Genomic DNA, 16,271 nt, shown 5'->3' on the forward strand with positions numbered 1-16,271 from the left:
ACAGGGTGTCGGCACTCAGATCCAGCAGCGCGTCAGAGCCGCGTCACCGATAGATCGCCGTCCTTGTACTGAGACCGCAGGCGCTTCTTGTCGAACTTGCCGACGCTCGTCTTGGGCACCGCGTTGATGACCGTCCAGTTCTCCGGGACTTGCCATTTGGCGACCTTGTCGGACAAGAACGCCTGCAGGTCTTCGACTTTCGCGTCCGACCCTTCACTCAGCACGACGGCGACCAGCGGCCGTTCGTCCCACTTGGCGTCGGGCACACCGATGACGGCGGCCTCGATGACGTCCGGGTGACCCATCACGGCGTTCTCCAGGTCGACCGACGAGATCCATTCGCCACCAGACTTGATGATGTCTTTGGTGCGGTCGGTGAGCGTGAGATAGCCGTCGGGAGTGATGGTTCCGACATCGCCGGTGCGCAGCCAGCCGTCGTGGAACTTCTCCGGCGCGTCGACACCGTAGTACGAGCCGGTGATCCACGGTCCGCGAACTTCGAGCTCGCCGATGCTCTTGCCGTCGCTGGGCACCACGTCGCCGAGGTCGTCGACCAGGCGTGCCTGCACCGACGCGGGGAATCGGCCCTGGGTGTAGCGGTAGCGCCACCGCTCCTCGCCCTCGGTGCCGGCCGGGGGTCGGGCGACTGAACCGAGCGGCGAGGTTTCCGTCATGCCCCACGCGTGCAGCACCTGAACCTCGTGGTCCTCCTCGAAGGTGTGCATGAGCGACGGCGGGACCGCGGAACCGCCGATCAGCACGTCGTGCATGCACGAGATGTCCTGCGGGTTGGCCTCCAGATATTGGTGCAGGCCTTGCCAAATCGTCGGCACCGCCGCGGCAAACGTCGGCTTCTCGGCGGCGATCAGCGCGGCGAGGGGTTCGGGCTGCAGGAACCGGTCGGGCATGATGAGCGACGCGCCGATCATGAACGCCGCGTACGGCAGACCCCACGACATGGCGTGGAATTGCGGCACCACCGCCAGCGCCCGATCACCCTGCTTCAGGGCAGGTCCCTCGGTGGTGCACACCTGCATCGAGTGCAGGTAGATCGAACGATGGGAGTAGGCAACACCTTTCGGGTCGCCGGTGGTGCCCGAGGTGTAACACATCGCCGCCGCCGACCGTTCGTCGACCTCGGGCCAGTCGAACTCGGTGGGCTGGTCGGCGATCAGCGTCTCGTAGGCGTGCACCTGCACGCCGTCGGGCGCCTCGACGCCCTCGGTGGACTCACCGGTGACGATGATGTGTTTGACGGTGCCCAGCTCCGGCAACAGCGGGTTGAGCAGTGGCAGCAGCGAGGGGTCGACGATGATGACGTGGTCCTCGGCGTGGTTGGCCACAAAGACCACCTGTTCGGGGAACAGTCGGATGTTCAGGGTGTGCAGCACCGCACCCATCGACGGCACCGCGAGGTAGGCCTCCATGTGTTCGGCGTTGTTCCACATGAAGGTCGCGACGCGTTCGTCGCCGGTCACGCCGAGTCCGCGCAGCGCGTGCGCGAGCTGGGCACAGCGTCGTCCGACGTCGGCGTAACTGCGACGACGCGACCCGTCGCCGGTCCACGTCACCACCTCGGCCTGGCCGTGGACGGTACTGCCATGCCGGAGCAACTGGGCGATCGAAAGGGGGGTGTCTTGCATGGTGCTCAGCATTGAGTGCTCCTGGTTCGTGACGTGCGCGCCGGTCGGGGCGCCGCATCCATCCTGGCACCGTGGGACAACTTGCGGGAAGTGGTTTGGGAATCGGACACGCTCGTAGTTGCGATGCCCGATGAGCGACGACGTCAGGCGGCCGCAAAACGCCTCGTCGTCGCCGGTCAACCCGATAAGCTCGAAGTATCTGGCGACCGTCGATCAGCGGAGAGCGACGACATGGATACACAGACCGAGTGGTTTCGATGAGCGCGCCCGGGACAGGCCGCCCGATGTCGCAGGTGCCCGAGGCGCTGACCTCCCGCCACCAACTGACCGCGAGAATTCACGCCGGGCCACCCGTGCTGATCCTGGATCTCGACGGCGTCATCGAACGATCCGAACTCGAGTTGGTCGACGGTGTGCGTGAGCAGATCGTCAGGGTGGTGCAGTTTTGTCCGGTGGCGGTGATCAGCGCACACGACGCGGAGGATCTGCGGAATCGAGTCGGCGTCGGCGGTGTCTGGTACGCCGGTGGCGACGGAGCGCAGATCGTCGGACCCGACGGTGACGCTGCGGCCGGAGACGCCGCTGATAGGGGCGCTGGCGTCCGACGCCTACTCGAGGTCGTCGGAGGCCGGGGCACGCTGCCGATCTACCTCGGCGACGGGCCGGCCGCGGAGTCGGCCTTCGAAGCGTTGCCGTCGGAGGCGATCAGCGTGGTGGTGCGCTGGGCCGAAGACGATGACCGTCCCACCGCTGCTCAGTTCGTTGTGGCGGGTGCAGACGATGCGCGCGAATTGCTGGAGCGGCTCGCCGACCTGCTCGGCGCCGCGCGCGACATCGACGCCCCGCCCGACAGTCCGTGGACGGTGACCTACGACGGCTACGACCCGGCCGCCGAACAGTTGCGGGAGTCGTTGTGCACCATCGGTAACGGTGTGTTCGCGACTCGCGCCGCTTCGCCCGACTCCCGCGCAGGAGACACGCACTATCCGGGCACCTATGCGGCCGGTGTCTTCAACCGCTTGGAAGATCAGGTCGCCGGCCACACCATCGACAACGAGAGCATGGTGAACCTGCCGAACTGGCTGTCGCTCACCTTCCGGATCGACGACGGAGCGTGGTTCGACATCGATTCCGCAGACCTGCTCGACTACCGGCAAACGCTCGATGTTCGACGCGCAATCCTGCACCGCAACTTCCGGTTCCGTGATGACGAAGGTCGCGTCACGGAGGTCAGCGAACGCCGCTTCGTCGCCATGCACCTGCCGCACGCATGTGCACTCGAGACGACGATCACGCCGCACGGATGGTCGGGCCGCGTCGAGTTCCGGTCGCTGCTCGACGGAGCGGTCACCAACTCGCTGGTGCCGCGGTATCGAGCGCTGGCGAGTACGCACCTTGAATCGGTCGCCGCCAGAGAAGTGGCCGACGACTCGGCGGTGCTGTCGGTGCAGACCAACCAATCACGGGTCGGGGTCGCAATGGCCGCCCGAAACACGCTGTGGCGCAGCGAAGAATCCGTGGAAGGCGAGTATCGACTGGTCCACGAGAACGACGGTGGCGACCGCATCGGGCACGACATCTCCGTCGATGTCGTTGACGGACAACCGGTTACGCTGGAGAAGATGGTCACGGTATTCACCAGCCGCGATCCCGCGATCTCCGAACCGGCCGACGAAGCTGTCCGGTGGCTGGGCCGGCTGGGCCGCTTCGACGACCTTCTCGACGGCCACGTCCTGCGCTGGGGCACACTGTGGGACTGGTTCGACATCGAATTCGAGGGTCGCGGGGACGCGTTGCGCATCGCCCGATTCCATTTGCTGCATGTGCTGCAGACGTTGTCGCCCAACACCACCGATCTCGACGTCGGCGTCCCCGCGCGCGGCTTGAACGGCGAGGCCTACCGCGGCCACATCTTCTGGGACGAGTTGCTCGTGTTCCCGGTGCTGAATCTGCGGCTACCGGCGCTGACCCGGTCGTTGTTGCGCTACCGATACCTCCGCATGCGAGAGGCGAAAGCCGCCGCGGCCGAGGCCGGACACCAGGGCGCGATGTTCCCGTGGCAGTCGGGGAGCGACGGACGCGAGGAAAGCCAACAGCTGCACCTGAATCCGGATTCCGGGCGCTGGAATCCCGACCCCAGTCGCCGCCAGATCCACATCGGCATCGCGGTCGCCTACAACGTCTGGCAGTACTATCAGGTGACCGGCGATCTCGAATTCCTCGTCGATTCCGGCGCCGAGATGCTCGTCGAGATCGCCCGCTACTACGCCAGTCTCGCCACCCTCGACGAGGCGAGCGGCCGGTACGCGATCCGCGGCGTGATCGGGCCCGACGAGTTCCACGGCGGTTATCCGGACAAGCCCTACGACGGCGTCGACAACAACGCCTACACCAACGTGATGGCGGTATGGGTGATGCGACGCGCGTTGGAGGCGCTCACTCTGCTTCCGCTGCAAGTGCATTCCGACCTCACGCAGCAGCTGGGTCTGCACGTGCAGGAGACGTCGCGCTGGGAAGACATCACCACGCGGATGACGGTGTGCTTCCACGACGGCGTCATCAGCCAGTTCGAGGGCTACGAGAAGCTGGCGGAACTGGATTGGGACGGCTACCGCGCCAAGTACGGCAACATCTCTCGGCTCGATCGAGTGTTGGAGGCCGAAGACGACGACGTCAACGCCTATCGCGTCTCCAAGCAGGCCGACGCGCTGATGCTGTTCTACGTCCTGTCCAACGACGAGGTCCGAGACCTGTTCGAACGCTTGGGTTATCAGCTCTCCGACGACGACATCCGACGAACCGTCAACTACTACATGGCCCGCACCTCACACGGCTCGACGCTGAGTAGGCTCGTACACTCCTGGATTCTGGCCCGCAGCAACCGGGCCGAGGCGATGGAATTCTTCGACGACGTGCTGCGCTCGGACATCAACGACATCCAGGGCGGCACCACCCCCGAAGGCATCCACCTCGGTGCGATGGCCGGCAGCGTCGACCTCCTGCAGCGCTGCTTCACCGGCCTCGAAACCCGCGGCAACCGCCTCATCCTCCGTCCACATTGGCCCGATTCCCTTGGCGCCCTGGACTTCGCCATGTTCTACCGCGGCCACCGCCTGCGCCTGCGCGTCAGTGGCAAAGAAGTTCAGGTCACCGCCGCCGCAGGTGCGCAGCCACCGATCGAGATCGAATGCCGCGGCCACGTCGAGAAACTCAGCCCCGGCGGCATCGTCCGCCTCGGCTGAGATTTGCCGCCCGCCCCACCACTGGTTGAGCCGCCCGCGCACCTACCGCCCCACCGCTGGTCGAGGCCCACCGCTGGTCGAGCCGACTCCGAGCCGCTAGGCCGCCGGGTTGAGGAGCGACGAGGGAGCGAAGCGAGTCCGACGCGTCTCGAAACCAGGCGTCGTGTCGAGACCACCTCCCGCACCCACCCCTGCCCCTTCCGCTCCCTGAGGTGCGACGAGCGCAAGCGAGGAGCCTCGAAGGGCCTGGTGAGACGACATCGCAAGCGCACGAAGGGCTTCGAGGCTCGCAGGCTCGCACCTCAGCCAGCGGTGGTGGCTCGCGCCTCAGCCGGCGGGAGTCCTCAAGGCAACCCCGCCTTGTCGAACTCCTGCTGTAACCGCGGTCGGCGTCGGTTGTCTTCCCGGAGATCGGCGATCAGTTCGTCGACGCTACTGGCGCGATCAGTCCCCTTCGCGATCGTCCGCATCCGCTTGAGGTGCCGCGCGGCCGCCTTGTAGTGCCCGACTCCCGTGTACTCCAACTCGGCGTCGACCAACCCGACCAGCGGGTCGAGAACAGCGAGCTTGTCGATCTTCTCGTACCGCTTGATGAGGTCGAGCCAGAGTGAGTCATCGGGCGAAAGGCGCAGTGCGCGTGCCTGTTCCCAGGCTCGACGCGGGTCGTCGAGGGTGAACAGACTGAAAGCCACTGCGTCCCGCGGCTGGTCCGACAGCGTCGCGGTCACCTCGGCGGACAGCGCCGACCACTCGTCACCGGCAGCTCCATACAGTCGGCTGGCGGTCGTCGACGACGGCCACCGTCGGAACACCTCGGTGCGTGCGGCGAGGAGGTCTTCGGGTCGGTGGGCGGCGAGCAGGTTGCACCACGTTTCGGACGCGGTCAGCGCCTGATGCCCTTGGTCGTGCAGCGACGCGCGATGCGCCCAGTCGATCGCGAGGTCGTATTCACCGATCTCGGCCAGCGCCTCGGCGGTGTCTTCCAACCAGGCCGCTCGCTTCTGATCGCGCGCGTGCGTCCGGATGACGGCGTCGAGGTCACGATCGAACACGGCGAGCCGACGGTCGTTGTACTCCAACCTGGATCGTTCGTGACGATCGGGGTCGCGCCAGTCGTCGGGAGGGGGCGGCGGGGAGATGCCGGCCCGGATCGCGTCGAGCCGTGTGCGGTAGCGCGCCATTCCGACGTCGCCGAGCGCCGGCGCGTAGGCCACGGGATCGATGGTGAAGAAGTCGCACCTGTTGTGAAACTGGAAGTCGATCATCCAGTCGACGAGCTTCGCCGGCGCGACACCCGCGCGTTCGGCGACGGTGGGGTGCAGGGCGAGCAGCCGGCGGATGGCGCCGCCGATGATGCCGCTGGAATCGTCGGCACGCATGATGAGCGTGAGCGACGAGGCGAGCGCTTTCTGGGTGACAGCGAAGACGTCGGCGGGATCGTCGCCTGTTGCGGCCTCCTCGAGAATGTCGACCGCCTCATGCATCTGACCGCCGTGTGCGTCGGCTGCACGCCACCTGTGCAGGTCGGCTCGGGTGCGGATGAGCGGCAGAACGGTGTCGGCGAGTTCGGTCACCTCACCATTGTGGATGAAGCCGTTCACTTCGACGCAGACTGTCGGCGCCCCTTCGTAGCGTGAGCCTCACCAGGTCATCTCCGATGGCCGACAGCACGGGGAGGGTGCCATGACCGAAGCCAAACTGAACGCCACCATATGGTCCTCATTTCGTGGCCGTCTCGCTCGACGGTTGGTGACGTTGAAACGCGACGAGTTCGTCGAGGTTCACGGCGCAAGTCAACGGAGTCATACCGCGCTGATCTTCACCTTGACCGGTTCGGGCCGCATTCGATGCGCAGTAGACGGAATGGCTCTCGGCCCCTTCTGGCCGCCAGAGGAGGCGTCGGTCGGGCTGGCGCAAGTCGCGACGCTTGATCGGCTCGGTTGGCGGCAGTTGCGGTCGGGCGAGTACATCCGCGAGTCTGGCAAACGCAGTCTGGGTGAGCTCGTGTCCGCGGTCGTTGACGTCCTCCGGCAGGTGTGGGGCGTCACCGACCCGTCGTCGTTGACGTTTCACGATCCGTTCGGACTGGAGGCAAAGAAGGCCGCGCCACCGCCGGACAGTCCACAGGAGGGCATCGCGCTGCCCGGCACGACCACCTCGGTCGGGATCGTCCCCGACGACGCGCAACACCTGCTGGAGTTGGTCCGTCAGGTGCTGTCCGCAATCGTGGGTGCCCGTGTCGAGATCGAAAGCAATGCGGTTCATTTCATGACTGTGGATCGTGTCGACACGAAGTGTCTGGTGTCGCCGCATGCGATGCGAGTCGAATTGTGCACTCCGGTCGGGCATGTGACACCCGATATGGCGCTCTTGGGCGCGGTGATCGCGGAGCATTCGTCGCGCTGGCCAGACATTTCCATGGTTGTCACGAAAGGCCACGTGTTCGCTGTGCGTGCACTGGACTGTGCAGTCTTCCATCCACTCAACTTCGAGGCGATGTTGACATCGTGGGTCGAGTTCTGCAGTGACGGTGCCATCGACATCATGGAGCAATTCCACCCCGGGTCGGTCAGTCACTACGACCCGCCGCCCGGCAAACTGCCGATGCGACTGGCCGCTTTGCTCGAGGAGTTCACTGCAGATCCGACCACGATGACACCCGCCGAACTCGTGCGACGCACGAAGGCCAACACGCCTCTACTCCGACGCTATGCGCGGATATGCACTGCGTTTCTTGAGGATTCGACCGTCGCCACCGATGCTGACGGCGAACTTCGACGATCAGTGATCGAGAAGTTCATGCCGGTGCTGGTGGCTGCGACAAGCCTTGCCGCCCAACATAATGTTGCGTGGGAGATGCCGCGAGGTGCGTAGTGTAGGCGTGCTCAGCAATTCACTCCCGCGAGCCTCATGCAGTGCGGCGGGAGCGGTACGGTCGGACCGAAGCCATCGGCGCTGTCGGGGTGGTACCAGATGCTGCGTGTCTCGTTCATCCAGTGGTTCGACTCGGCTTTGGACACATGCTGTTCGGCGAGCGCCTGGGTGAGCATGTCCCAGCAGACAACGTCGCTCGAGGGATCGCCGATCGCACGACACTGCCGGATTGCCTGTTTGCGGTGACTTTGCCCTGACGCCAGGCCGCCGCGAGTCTGTGGACCTCACGTTCCTGGCATCCTTCATCGCAGAGTGAACCACGGTGTCCACACTGGGAGCGATTCTCCCACGCAACCGGGATCGTTGGAATCCTTCGATTGGATGACCTCCGGAGCGCCGCCTTCCCAGCCCGACGGTCGGCGCGTGTCGCGGTCACGATGCTGTAGCCAGTCCGCCCGAATTGTCGGTGCTGCCCGATAGCTTGTCACTACTCGTCGGCACGAGACCCAAACGGCCACGGCAACAACGACGAACAGTATCGAAAGCAAGGAGTGAATGATGATGAAGGTACACAAGCTGCCGTGGGTGAGTGCTCTCGCCGCAGTTGCCGTGATCGGTGGTGTGGCTGTGACAGCGGGCCCGGTCGTGGGCGACGTCGCCGTGCGCGACTCGGGACAGATGTCCATTGTGTTGGCCGGCTACACCGTCAGCCAGCAGAACGCGATCGGCAAGGCCAAGGAATACCTTGCGATTTCGGAGTTCTCGCGCTCCGGACTGATCGGTCAGCTCAAGTACGAAGGCTTCTCGGAGTCGGATGCGACGGTGGCGGTCGACAGTCTGCGAGTCAATTGGAACGCGCAGGCGGTCAAGAAGGCCAAAGAGTACCTGGCGATCTCGTCGTTCTCGCACTCCGGTCTGGTCGACCAGTTGGAGTACGAAGGCTTCACCTCCAGCCAGGCCGAGTACGGAGTGCGAGGCGCAGGACTCTGACGTCGCACACCGGTGGGGTGTGATCTATCTCCGGATGTGAAGGACGACACCGACAAGTGGGCGAGTGTGGGCCTACGGTGACGTATGGCAAGTACAAAGTCGTACGCCCAGTTCATCGCTCACGACGTCGAGTCGGTGTGGCAGGTCGTCGGTGATCCGACGCGATTGCCGCAGTGGCACAGCGGATATCGGGAACTCTCGCTCGACGGTCCGGCTGCAACGGGTGCACGCGGTGACTACGTACAGTCGCACCGCGTGGCCGGACGGTTTCACCGCCGTCTCGCGCCACCGTTCACCATCACGGTGTACGACGAGCCACGACACTTGCAGCTGACCCAGCCGGAACCGGTGGGTGACGCCGTGATCGACTTTCGTCTCACTCCGGCCGACGGTGGCTGCATCCTGACCGAAACCGTCACCGCGACAGCCCGATCGGGTTCGGTGAGTCGGCTCATCCGGTCTGGAGTGCCGCAGTTGGCCGACCGGGTCGACGTGGCTCGCCTGGCCACGCTGGCGGGTGTGGCGCCCGCCGACGACGCGCTCACCGTTGTGCTGGCCGGTGGCAGCGGCGCGCTCGGCCGCCATCTCGCCGCCGATCTTGTGTGTCGCGGGATTCGTCCGGTGATCCTCACGCGCAGTGTCGATCCGGAATTGCCGTTCGAACAGGTTCGCTGGGACGGGCGCAGCGTCGGGGAATGGTCTGAGGTGCTGACCGCGGATCGTCCGACCGCGGTGGTGAATCTGGCGGGCAAGCTGGTGGATTGTCGACCCACCGAACGCAATGTGGCGCTGCTGCGGGACAGCCGGGTCGATGCGACCCGCGCGTTGGTCGAGGCGTCGAAGCGCCGCGCCACCCCGATCACACACTGGCTGCAGGCGAGCACTACCGCCATCTGGAGCGACGCCGGCGAGCAGTGGTGTACCGAGACCACGCCTGTCCCCGACGGCCTACCCCAGATGACCGGGGTAGCCCGGCCGTGGGAGGAAGCGGTGGCCGGCGCGAACACCGACCACTTGGTGACGTTGAGAACCTCGATTGTCCTCGACGCGCAGGCGCCGGCGATGAAACGTCTCGCCGACCTCACCCGCGTCGGACTCGGTGGTCGTGTCGGTTCAGGTCGCCAGTGGTTCAGTTGGATTCACGTCGACGACTGGCTCGCGATCGCCCGCGCCGCACTGGGTCTCGACCAGCAGATCACCATCCCCGACGGGCTGGTGATCGGCGCGAGCCCCAACCCGGTGCGCAACGTCGAACTGATGGCGGCACTGCGCTCGACGCTGCACCGACCGCCCGCGCCGCCGACACCTGCACCTCTGCTACGACTCGGCGCAATCGCGCTGCGCACCGACCCGGCGCTGGGCCTCACGGGGCGACGCGCGCGGTCGCAGGTGCTCGACGACGTCGGATTCGAGTTCCGTTTTCCCCACCTCGAGCAGGCGTTGGTGGACCTGTTGGGCGAGACGTCGTAAGACTCAACCTGGCCGAAGTCGTGGCGAGCGGGTGGGGGATATGGGAGTACGCTGCGATGTTTACGATGTTGTGGCGCAAAGTGGTCCGACGCTGTCTCTATGCGTGCTGCGCCTCAAATCAGTCGTAGATGGCGAACGGATGGACGGTGCTGCATGGGTCGCGGAGCGTGAGAAACGACGGATGGATGACCCACCAGTGGCGGCGCAGAAGCGCGATCGATTGCGTCGCGGCCCGGAAGAGCTGCTTGCGGCCGAATTCGTAAACGTACTCCTCCTTGCGCGGCAGATATCGCCACTCGCGGTCGTCCAGTGAGGGGTGGTCGGTCGACGAATAGCCGACGGCAAGAGAGTCTTTGGGGACAACCGCGCGCATACGACGGGACCTGGTGACGCGATAGGCAATGAGCAGATGGTCGCGCCCGTTCATTGGATGCGATAGCTCGATGAACTCGAAGGTCCCCGGGCTCAGGTCGCCGAGACGCGCGGCCAGGTCGTCGATGAACTCGCGCCACGACTGGTTGATCTGAGTGTCGTAGTCGCCAAGCTCGTCGAGATAGTCGTCGTGACAATCGATGGTGATTCTCCGTCCGTGCAACGCCGCGTAGCCGACCAACTCGTCTTTGCGGGGATCAGGGACCCAGAACGATCGGGGTCGGGGGAGCGAAGCTCGTGTTGTCGGGGAGGGATTGCTCGTCATTGTCTTCGCCGACCTGCTTCACCGTCTTCGCTTTGTTGAAGGGGGAGTCGCCCTGGCGGGCAAGTGAATCGTCGTACCACTGGAACCACGGGTAGTTGTACTGCCGGTACTGTTCGATGGTCAGCGGCTCGTGAGGCGGCTGTGTATCCGTGATCTCTTGCCACGCAACTGTGTTGACGATCCGCAAGACCGCGCTGGCCGGCGAACTGGTGTCCCAGTTCTCGGTGGGTTCGATCGGCGTCGCAATCGACTGTATGATCGATCCGCCCGCGCCCAGCCCCATGCCATCGGTGCTGGCATCGGGCACTGAGCCGCAGATCTCGGACATGTATTGGAACCGTGGGCGCTGGGCCCACTTGTCCGCACGCAGTGGTGCGACGACGAAGCGGATCGTGCCGTCGTCTTCGCCGGTCAACTGTTCTGCGACCGAGTACCCGCCACCGAGCGGCATCGCCACGAACTGCCGCACAGTGGTCGGGTCGGCGTAGAAGCCGTCGAGCCACGGCTGGGTGGGAATCTCCACGTAGTCGTCGTCTGCGGAGTCGATCTCCGGGCGGAAGGGCTCGCCGGTGATGGCGTTGAGCCCGCCGACACCGATCTTGACGAGAAACGGATAGCCCGAGTCCGTGGAGAAATTCATCCACATCGCCTCCGACTGCCACATCGGAATCACCGACTCGCGCGCTCGAGGATCGAGATACACGGGGAACTCGCCGAGGCTCGGCGGCAATCCGTAGGTGGTGTCGTCGTCGGGTACGCGCAAGGTGCGCTCGAAGGTGATGCGCAGGATCGCGTCCTCGTGGACCTCGGGGAACGTGAAGACGAGGGCGTCGAGATCGTCGGTGGCCGACATGGAAATCTCCGTTCGTGGATGTTGAGACCACCGTACGAACCGGGTACGACAAACAGGCGCGGGCGACGGATCTAGAGTGCTCAGCGTGACGTCTACTGCAGAGACCCGTGGCCACCTCTTCGTCCTCCATGGGCTCATCCAGAACTTCGACTACGACGCCGTCATCGTCCCAACCGACCATCGCTTCCACATCACCTCGAGCTGGCCAGAGTCGGTCACGGGAGTCCGCCACGACGCCAAGCCACATGACTGGCCGCGCCCCTTCGCTCGGAGCGCGACCAAAGCGCCGGTCTGGTTCATCAGCGTCGCCGACGAAAGCACGCTGATCGAGGACGAGTTGATTGGTCGGGTCGCCGACACGCTGTCGGCGATCGCCGACGCGGGATTGGTGAAGCCGGACAAACGTGAGTACCTCCGCATCGCGATTCCGGTACTCGGCATCGGAGATGGCGGCCTCGGTGACAGCCGAGGTGCGATTCTCCGATCGTTGCTGGCGACGCTGCAGTCGTTCACGACCAACAATCGCATCGACGTCCTCCTGGTGACCTCCAACCGGGCCGTCTTCAGCGCCGCCCAGCATGCTCGACGCGAACTCGCGCGGCAGGGTTCGCCGGTGTGGGACTTGAACGCGGACGAGATGGGCGAGGCGCGTCGGCTCGGTGGGCTGGCTGCCGATGGGCATCTCGCGCTGTTCTTGGGTGCGGGCGTCAGCATTGCCGCCGGACTACCGACCTGGGACGGGCTGTTGGAGAAACTCGGCACCGACGCCGGCGAGCGGCCAAAGGATTTCGATGACTTGGGCGCCCTCGACAAAGCTGAGTACCTCGCCGTAAAGGTGGGGGCGAGCGAACTGAATGCCCAGGTGCGCGCCGCGATTGGTGAACCCGCGAAAGTGGCTGTTGCACATGCCCTTCTCGCAGCGATGAGTTGTCGCGAGGCGGTCACCACCAACTACGACGCTCTGTACGAGCGTGCCGTTGAGGCGACCGGACGACATCGACCGACAGTCTTGCCGTGGGAGTCGGTCGACCCGAAACGGGAGTGGCTGCTGAAGCTACACGGTGACGCGAGCCGGCCCGAGACGATCGTGCTCACTCGCCGGGACTTCGTCCTGTTCGACACGAAGTCGAAGCCGGCCGGGTCGCTTCTGCAGGCGCTACTCCTCACCAAGCACCTGCTCATCATCGGGGCGTCGCTCAACGACGACAACGTGATCCGACTCGCCATGGAAGTCGACGAGTACCTCGTGCGGAGCGGATCACGCACAGCCCGTGGCACTTTCGTAGACGTCTCCGGCAAGCCGGCGAGGCAAGAACTCTGGACCGAGCAGTTCCACTGGGTTATTTGCGAGGGCGACAGCACGTCAGCACGTGCTCGACGCATGGAGGTCCTGCTCGACGCCGTCAGCGCGTTCGCGACCGCCGACGCGCCGTGGGTGCTCGACGAGCGATTTGATGGGTTGCTGTCTGAACAAGATCGAGCGGTGACGGCGGATGCGCGAGCGTTGCTGCGCGCGACGGGACTAGCGCACGCGTCCACTTTGCTGCGTTCTTCTCTTTGACTTTGGGGCTCAACTCCACGAGCTCGATCCTTTGTCAAGGGACATGTAGAACTGCCCACTGGTGGCCATCAAGACTGCCCGTAGGCGGTCACGTGGGGGTGCCCGGTGGCGGCCATGAAAGTGCCCACGAGACCACCACCGGGTTTGGAGTTGGGGTTAGGTCAGTGCGGTGACTCCTTTCCCGGTGAGGGCTTGGGCCAGGCGTACGGAGTCGCCGCTGGTTTGGCAGAGGTGTGCGTGATGCAGCAGCCGGTCCACGGTGGCGGTGGCCAGTGTTTTGGGCATCAGCTCGTCGAATCCGGAGGGGTGCAGGTTTGAGGACACTGCGACGGATTTGCGTTCGTAGGCGGCTTCCACGACGCGGTAGAGCCCTTCGGCGGCATCGGTACCCACCGGGAGCAGGCCGACGTCGTCGATGACGATCAGTTCGGCGCGCACGATTTTGGCGATTGCTTTGCCGAGGGTGTCATCGGCTCGGTGGGCACGCACGAGGGTGCCGAGTTGTTCGAGGCTGAACCAGGCCACCGGCATGCCCGCTTCGATCACTTTCTGCCCGAGGGCTTCGAGGAAGAATGTCTTACCGGTCCCGGCGGGCCCACACACGACGAGGTTCTCCCGACGACCGACCCATTCGAGGGTTTGCAGGGCGTGTTGGGTGGGGATCGGGATGGAGGAGGCGGACTCGTCCCACACGTCGAAGGTTTTGCCGGTCGGGAAGCTCGCCGCTTTCCGTCTGGAGGCGAGCATCGAGCGGGCGCGGCCGGCGGCCTCTTCGTCGAGGAGTGCTTTGAGGACGTCGGCGGGGTCCCAGCGTTGGGCGCGGGCGGTCGCCAACACCTCGGCGGCGATGGCGCGGGCATGGGGCAGGCGGAGTTGTTTCATCAACGCTTCCACCTCGGCGGGCAACGATGCCAGTGTCGTGGTCATCGACCATCCTCCTCGGTGACGTCGTCACTGTTGGTGTCGTCGATCATGTTGGTGCCCAGCATGTTCCATCCTTTGGTGCCTTGTGCCAGTGAGGTGGTTTCCGAGGCGTGCGCGCGGGTGAGGTCGAGGCCTTTGCTGGCCAGTACCGAGTCGAGGTCACCGGTGGCGAAGCGGCCGTGCACCGCGGCATGCCCGAGTGCCCAGTCCACATCGGTGTGGCCGTGCAGGGCCGCCAACTCGACGGCGTGGGCCATCTTCTGAAACATGCGTTCGGTCCCGACGGCAGCGGCTTCTTTCAACCACAACCCCGCACCCTCACCGATCGCCAGGAACGACCGCTCGGCATCGGTGCGGGCCCGAATCCGGTAGTCGCCCGGCGTTTTCGGGTGATACCCAGGGAAATGGGCGTCATCAATGGCCGGGATACCCCGGGTGGTTCGGGCATGCCGGGCTACCTCGGTCGGCCCACCCGCATCCAGGGCGCACACGATGACCTCATCGGCGCCGGGATGGTGCCGTACCCACACCGACTGTCCCAATAGTGTTGCCGGAACCGAGTATTGACAGTAGTCGAAGGTGATCATCGGGGTGTTGTCGGGAACCCGGCGGGTCACTCCCAATCCTGTCGTGTGTGGCATGTCGGGGATTGGATGCAACCGCTGTCGTTCCTCGGCGAGCATCTCCACCGGGCGCCGCCCGGTTGCCCGGTGCTCCCGATCATTGATCTGGGCCATGAACTGTTCACACGCCGCCTGCACCTGGGTGAACGACTCGTAGGCGTCGAGCAGGTTGGTGTCGGTCGGCACGATATCGGCTTTGGCCAGTTTGACCGCGTTTTCCACCCCGCCCTTGGTGGCGGGGTCGGCGGGCTCGCAGGTGAGCACACTGACGCCGTAGTAGCGGCCGAGGCTGACCGCGTCGCGGTTGCGGACCGGGACCCCGGCGACATGCCCGGTGGTGACGGTTTTCTCGTTGTCGGTCAACACATACGTCGGGGCGCCACCGAGGATCCGGAACACCCGGTCCAGGCCGGCGAACACGCTCGGCGCGGTCCGATCGCGCAACGGGATCACCACCCGATAGCGGCACCACGCCAGCCACGCCACCAACAGCACCACTTTGCGGCCATCGACGAGCGGGCCGTCACCGAAGTCGTACTGCAACCACAGCCCGGGTTCGGTGATCCACGGCCGGTGGACCCGTGTGTTCCCCAGTCGCCATTGGGTTTTCACTTCCGCGACCGCACGGCGGGTGGTGCGTTGCGCGCCGGTGAAACCCAACGCGACGAGTTTCTCGTGTGCTTTATCGGCGCGGATCTTGCCGCGTGACTCGGTCACCCATCGTTCGATCTGCGGTAGGAAATCGTCGATCAGCCGGGCCCGGCGCACCGCCGGCGCCAACCCCGCAGCCCGATCCTCGACCGCCTTCTTCACCGTGTGATGGGAGCAGCCGCACAACGCGGCCGCCGCCCGATACGACCCAGTCAGGTCGTAGGCATTGAGTATGTCCATGAGTTCTCCGTCAGACTTCAAGAGGGTCTCTCTCGTGAGGTTCCGATACGACTAGGCATCGACATCGAAACCAACGGGAGAGGCCCCCACAGCGCAGACGCGCCGGATCAACAAGCAGACGTGGGCAAAATCGTGGCCACCAACGGGCACCTACCTGACCGCCAGCGGGCAGTCCTTATTGGCCGTCAGCGGGCACTTTCGTGGCCACCCATGGGCAGTTTTTCATGGCCGTCGACAATCCTTCCTTGGCGGGTGCAGCCGGGACTCCGTCGGCCTCCGGATTTACCCGATCGGACAGTACCTGACTGGCCAAGAGGCAATCAGCGGTCTGCGTCATCGTCGCGTGCTGGAGATGGATCGCCTCGTTCGTAGTCCGAACGAACTCAGATCCACAGACACAGTGTCGACTGTCGGTGACGGCCGATACCGTATGTCCGGTAAGTCGGACACCGCATGGCAGCGGTCTGAGTTGGGGTGGCTAGTGGGCAGTCGTGAGGATGACG

Annotated in this window: 11 protein-coding genes; 5 read left to right on the forward strand and 6 right to left on the reverse strand. The window is 65.0% G+C overall.

Features of this window, described 5'->3' with window-relative positions; genetic code table 11:
• Nucleotides 1-32: 32 nt before the first annotated feature.
• Nucleotides 33-1,655 (reverse strand): long-chain fatty acid--CoA ligase, encoded by a 1,623-nt coding sequence (locus MKW15_RS06430; protein WP_240856761.1) that lies wholly within the window; start codon nucleotides 1,653-1,655, stop codon nucleotides 33-35.
• A 245-nt stretch (nucleotides 1,656-1,900) separates the two neighbouring features.
• Here MKW15_RS06430 and MKW15_RS06435 point away from each other — a divergent pair, with 245 nt between their 5' ends.
• Nucleotides 1,901-4,885 carry a glycosyl hydrolase family 65 domain-containing protein gene (locus MKW15_RS06435; protein ID WP_240856762.1) on the forward strand — a complete coding sequence of 995 codons (2,985 nt, stop codon included), beginning with the start codon at nucleotides 1,901-1,903 and terminating at the stop codon, nucleotides 4,883-4,885.
• 344 nt (nucleotides 4,886-5,229) lie between these two features.
• Here MKW15_RS06435 and MKW15_RS06440 read toward each other — a convergent pair whose 3' ends face one another.
• Nucleotides 5,230-6,459, reverse strand: a complete 1,230-nt coding sequence (locus tag MKW15_RS06440) for a DUF6880 family protein (protein WP_240856763.1) — start codon at nucleotides 6,457-6,459, stop codon at nucleotides 5,230-5,232.
• Between the two features lie 109 nt (nucleotides 6,460-6,568).
• Between MKW15_RS06440 and MKW15_RS06445 the strand changes: the two genes are divergently transcribed.
• The 3 genes from MKW15_RS06445 (at nucleotide 6,569) to MKW15_RS06455 (ending at nucleotide 10,219) form a co-directional block, all read left to right on the forward strand.
• Complete coding sequence (locus MKW15_RS06445) at nucleotides 6,569-7,759, forward strand: TY-Chap domain-containing protein (RefSeq protein ID WP_240856764.1); 1,191 nt, start codon at nucleotides 6,569-6,571, stop codon at nucleotides 7,757-7,759.
• 558 nt (nucleotides 7,760-8,317) lie between these two features.
• Nucleotides 8,318-8,749, forward strand: a complete 432-nt coding sequence (locus tag MKW15_RS06450) for an Ltp family lipoprotein (RefSeq protein ID WP_240856765.1) — start codon at nucleotides 8,318-8,320, stop codon at nucleotides 8,747-8,749.
• Between the two features lie 84 nt (nucleotides 8,750-8,833).
• Entirely contained in the window at nucleotides 8,834-10,219 is a 1,386-nt protein-coding gene (locus MKW15_RS06455; RefSeq protein ID WP_240856766.1) for a DUF1731 domain-containing protein, read from the forward strand.
• A 118-nt stretch (nucleotides 10,220-10,337) separates the two neighbouring features.
• On the opposite strand, the gene MKW15_RS06460 is transcribed toward MKW15_RS06455, so the two are convergent.
• Together MKW15_RS06460 and MKW15_RS06465 are read right to left on the reverse strand one after the other, a co-directional pair.
• Nucleotides 10,338-10,916: a TY-Chap domain-containing protein gene (locus MKW15_RS06460; RefSeq protein ID WP_240856869.1), complete on the reverse strand. Its 579-nt coding sequence runs from the start codon at nucleotides 10,914-10,916 to the stop codon at nucleotides 10,338-10,340.
• Nucleotides 10,849-11,769, reverse strand: a complete 921-nt coding sequence (locus MKW15_RS06465; RefSeq protein WP_240856767.1) for a hypothetical protein — start codon at nucleotides 11,767-11,769, stop codon at nucleotides 10,849-10,851. The genes MKW15_RS06460 and MKW15_RS06465 overlap by 68 nt, the downstream gene beginning before the upstream one ends.
• 85 nt (nucleotides 11,770-11,854) lie before the next feature.
• On the opposite strand from MKW15_RS06465, the gene MKW15_RS24515 reads away from it, so the two are divergent.
• On the forward strand, nucleotides 11,855-13,330 hold the full coding sequence (locus MKW15_RS24515) for an SIR2 family protein (RefSeq protein WP_240856768.1): 1,476 nt from the start codon (nucleotides 11,855-11,857) through the stop codon (nucleotides 13,328-13,330).
• Nucleotides 13,331-13,486: 156 nt separating this feature from the next.
• Here the strand turns inward: MKW15_RS24515 and istB are convergent, their stop codons facing one another.
• On the reverse strand, nucleotides 13,487-14,257 hold the full coding sequence (istB, locus tag MKW15_RS06475) for an IS21-like element helper ATPase IstB (RefSeq protein WP_240856769.1): 771 nt from the start codon (nucleotides 14,255-14,257) through the stop codon (nucleotides 13,487-13,489).
• Complete coding sequence (gene istA / locus MKW15_RS06480; protein WP_308221018.1) at nucleotides 14,254-15,789, reverse strand: IS21 family transposase; 1,536 nt, start codon at nucleotides 15,787-15,789, stop codon at nucleotides 14,254-14,256. Before istA ends, istB begins: the two co-directional genes overlap by 4 nt.
• Nucleotides 15,790-16,271 lie beyond the last annotated feature (482 nt).

This window comes from Gordonia gummivorans (assembly GCF_022513585.1).
Classification (GTDB): Bacteria; Actinomycetota; Actinomycetes; order Mycobacteriales; family Mycobacteriaceae; genus Gordonia.

Excerpts from the sequence above, each read along its gene's own strand:
- MKW15_RS06430 (WP_240856761.1), bottom strand. The coding sequence starts at position 1,655 with ATGCTGAGCACCATGCAAGACACCCCCCTTTCGATCGCCCAGTTGCTC.
- MKW15_RS06435 (WP_240856762.1), top strand. The coding sequence starts at position 1,901 with ATGAGCGCGCCCGGGACAGGCCGCCCGATGTCGCAGGTGCCCGAGGCG.
- MKW15_RS06445 (WP_240856764.1), top strand. The coding sequence starts at position 6,569 with ATGACCGAAGCCAAACTGAACGCCACCATATGGTCCTCATTTCGTGGC.
- MKW15_RS06450 (WP_240856765.1), top strand. The coding sequence starts at position 8,318 with ATGATGAAGGTACACAAGCTGCCGTGGGTGAGTGCTCTCGCCGCAGTT.
- MKW15_RS06455 (WP_240856766.1), top strand. The coding sequence starts at position 8,834 with ATGGCAAGTACAAAGTCGTACGCCCAGTTCATCGCTCACGACGTCGAG.
- MKW15_RS06460 (WP_240856869.1), bottom strand. The coding sequence starts at position 10,916 with ATGACGAGCAATCCCTCCCCGACAACACGAGCTTCGCTCCCCCGACCC.
- MKW15_RS06465 (WP_240856767.1), bottom strand. The coding sequence starts at position 11,769 with ATGTCGGCCACCGACGATCTCGACGCCCTCGTCTTCACGTTCCCCGAG.
- istB (WP_240856769.1), bottom strand. The coding sequence starts at position 14,257 with ATGACCACGACACTGGCATCGTTGCCCGCCGAGGTGGAAGCGTTGATG.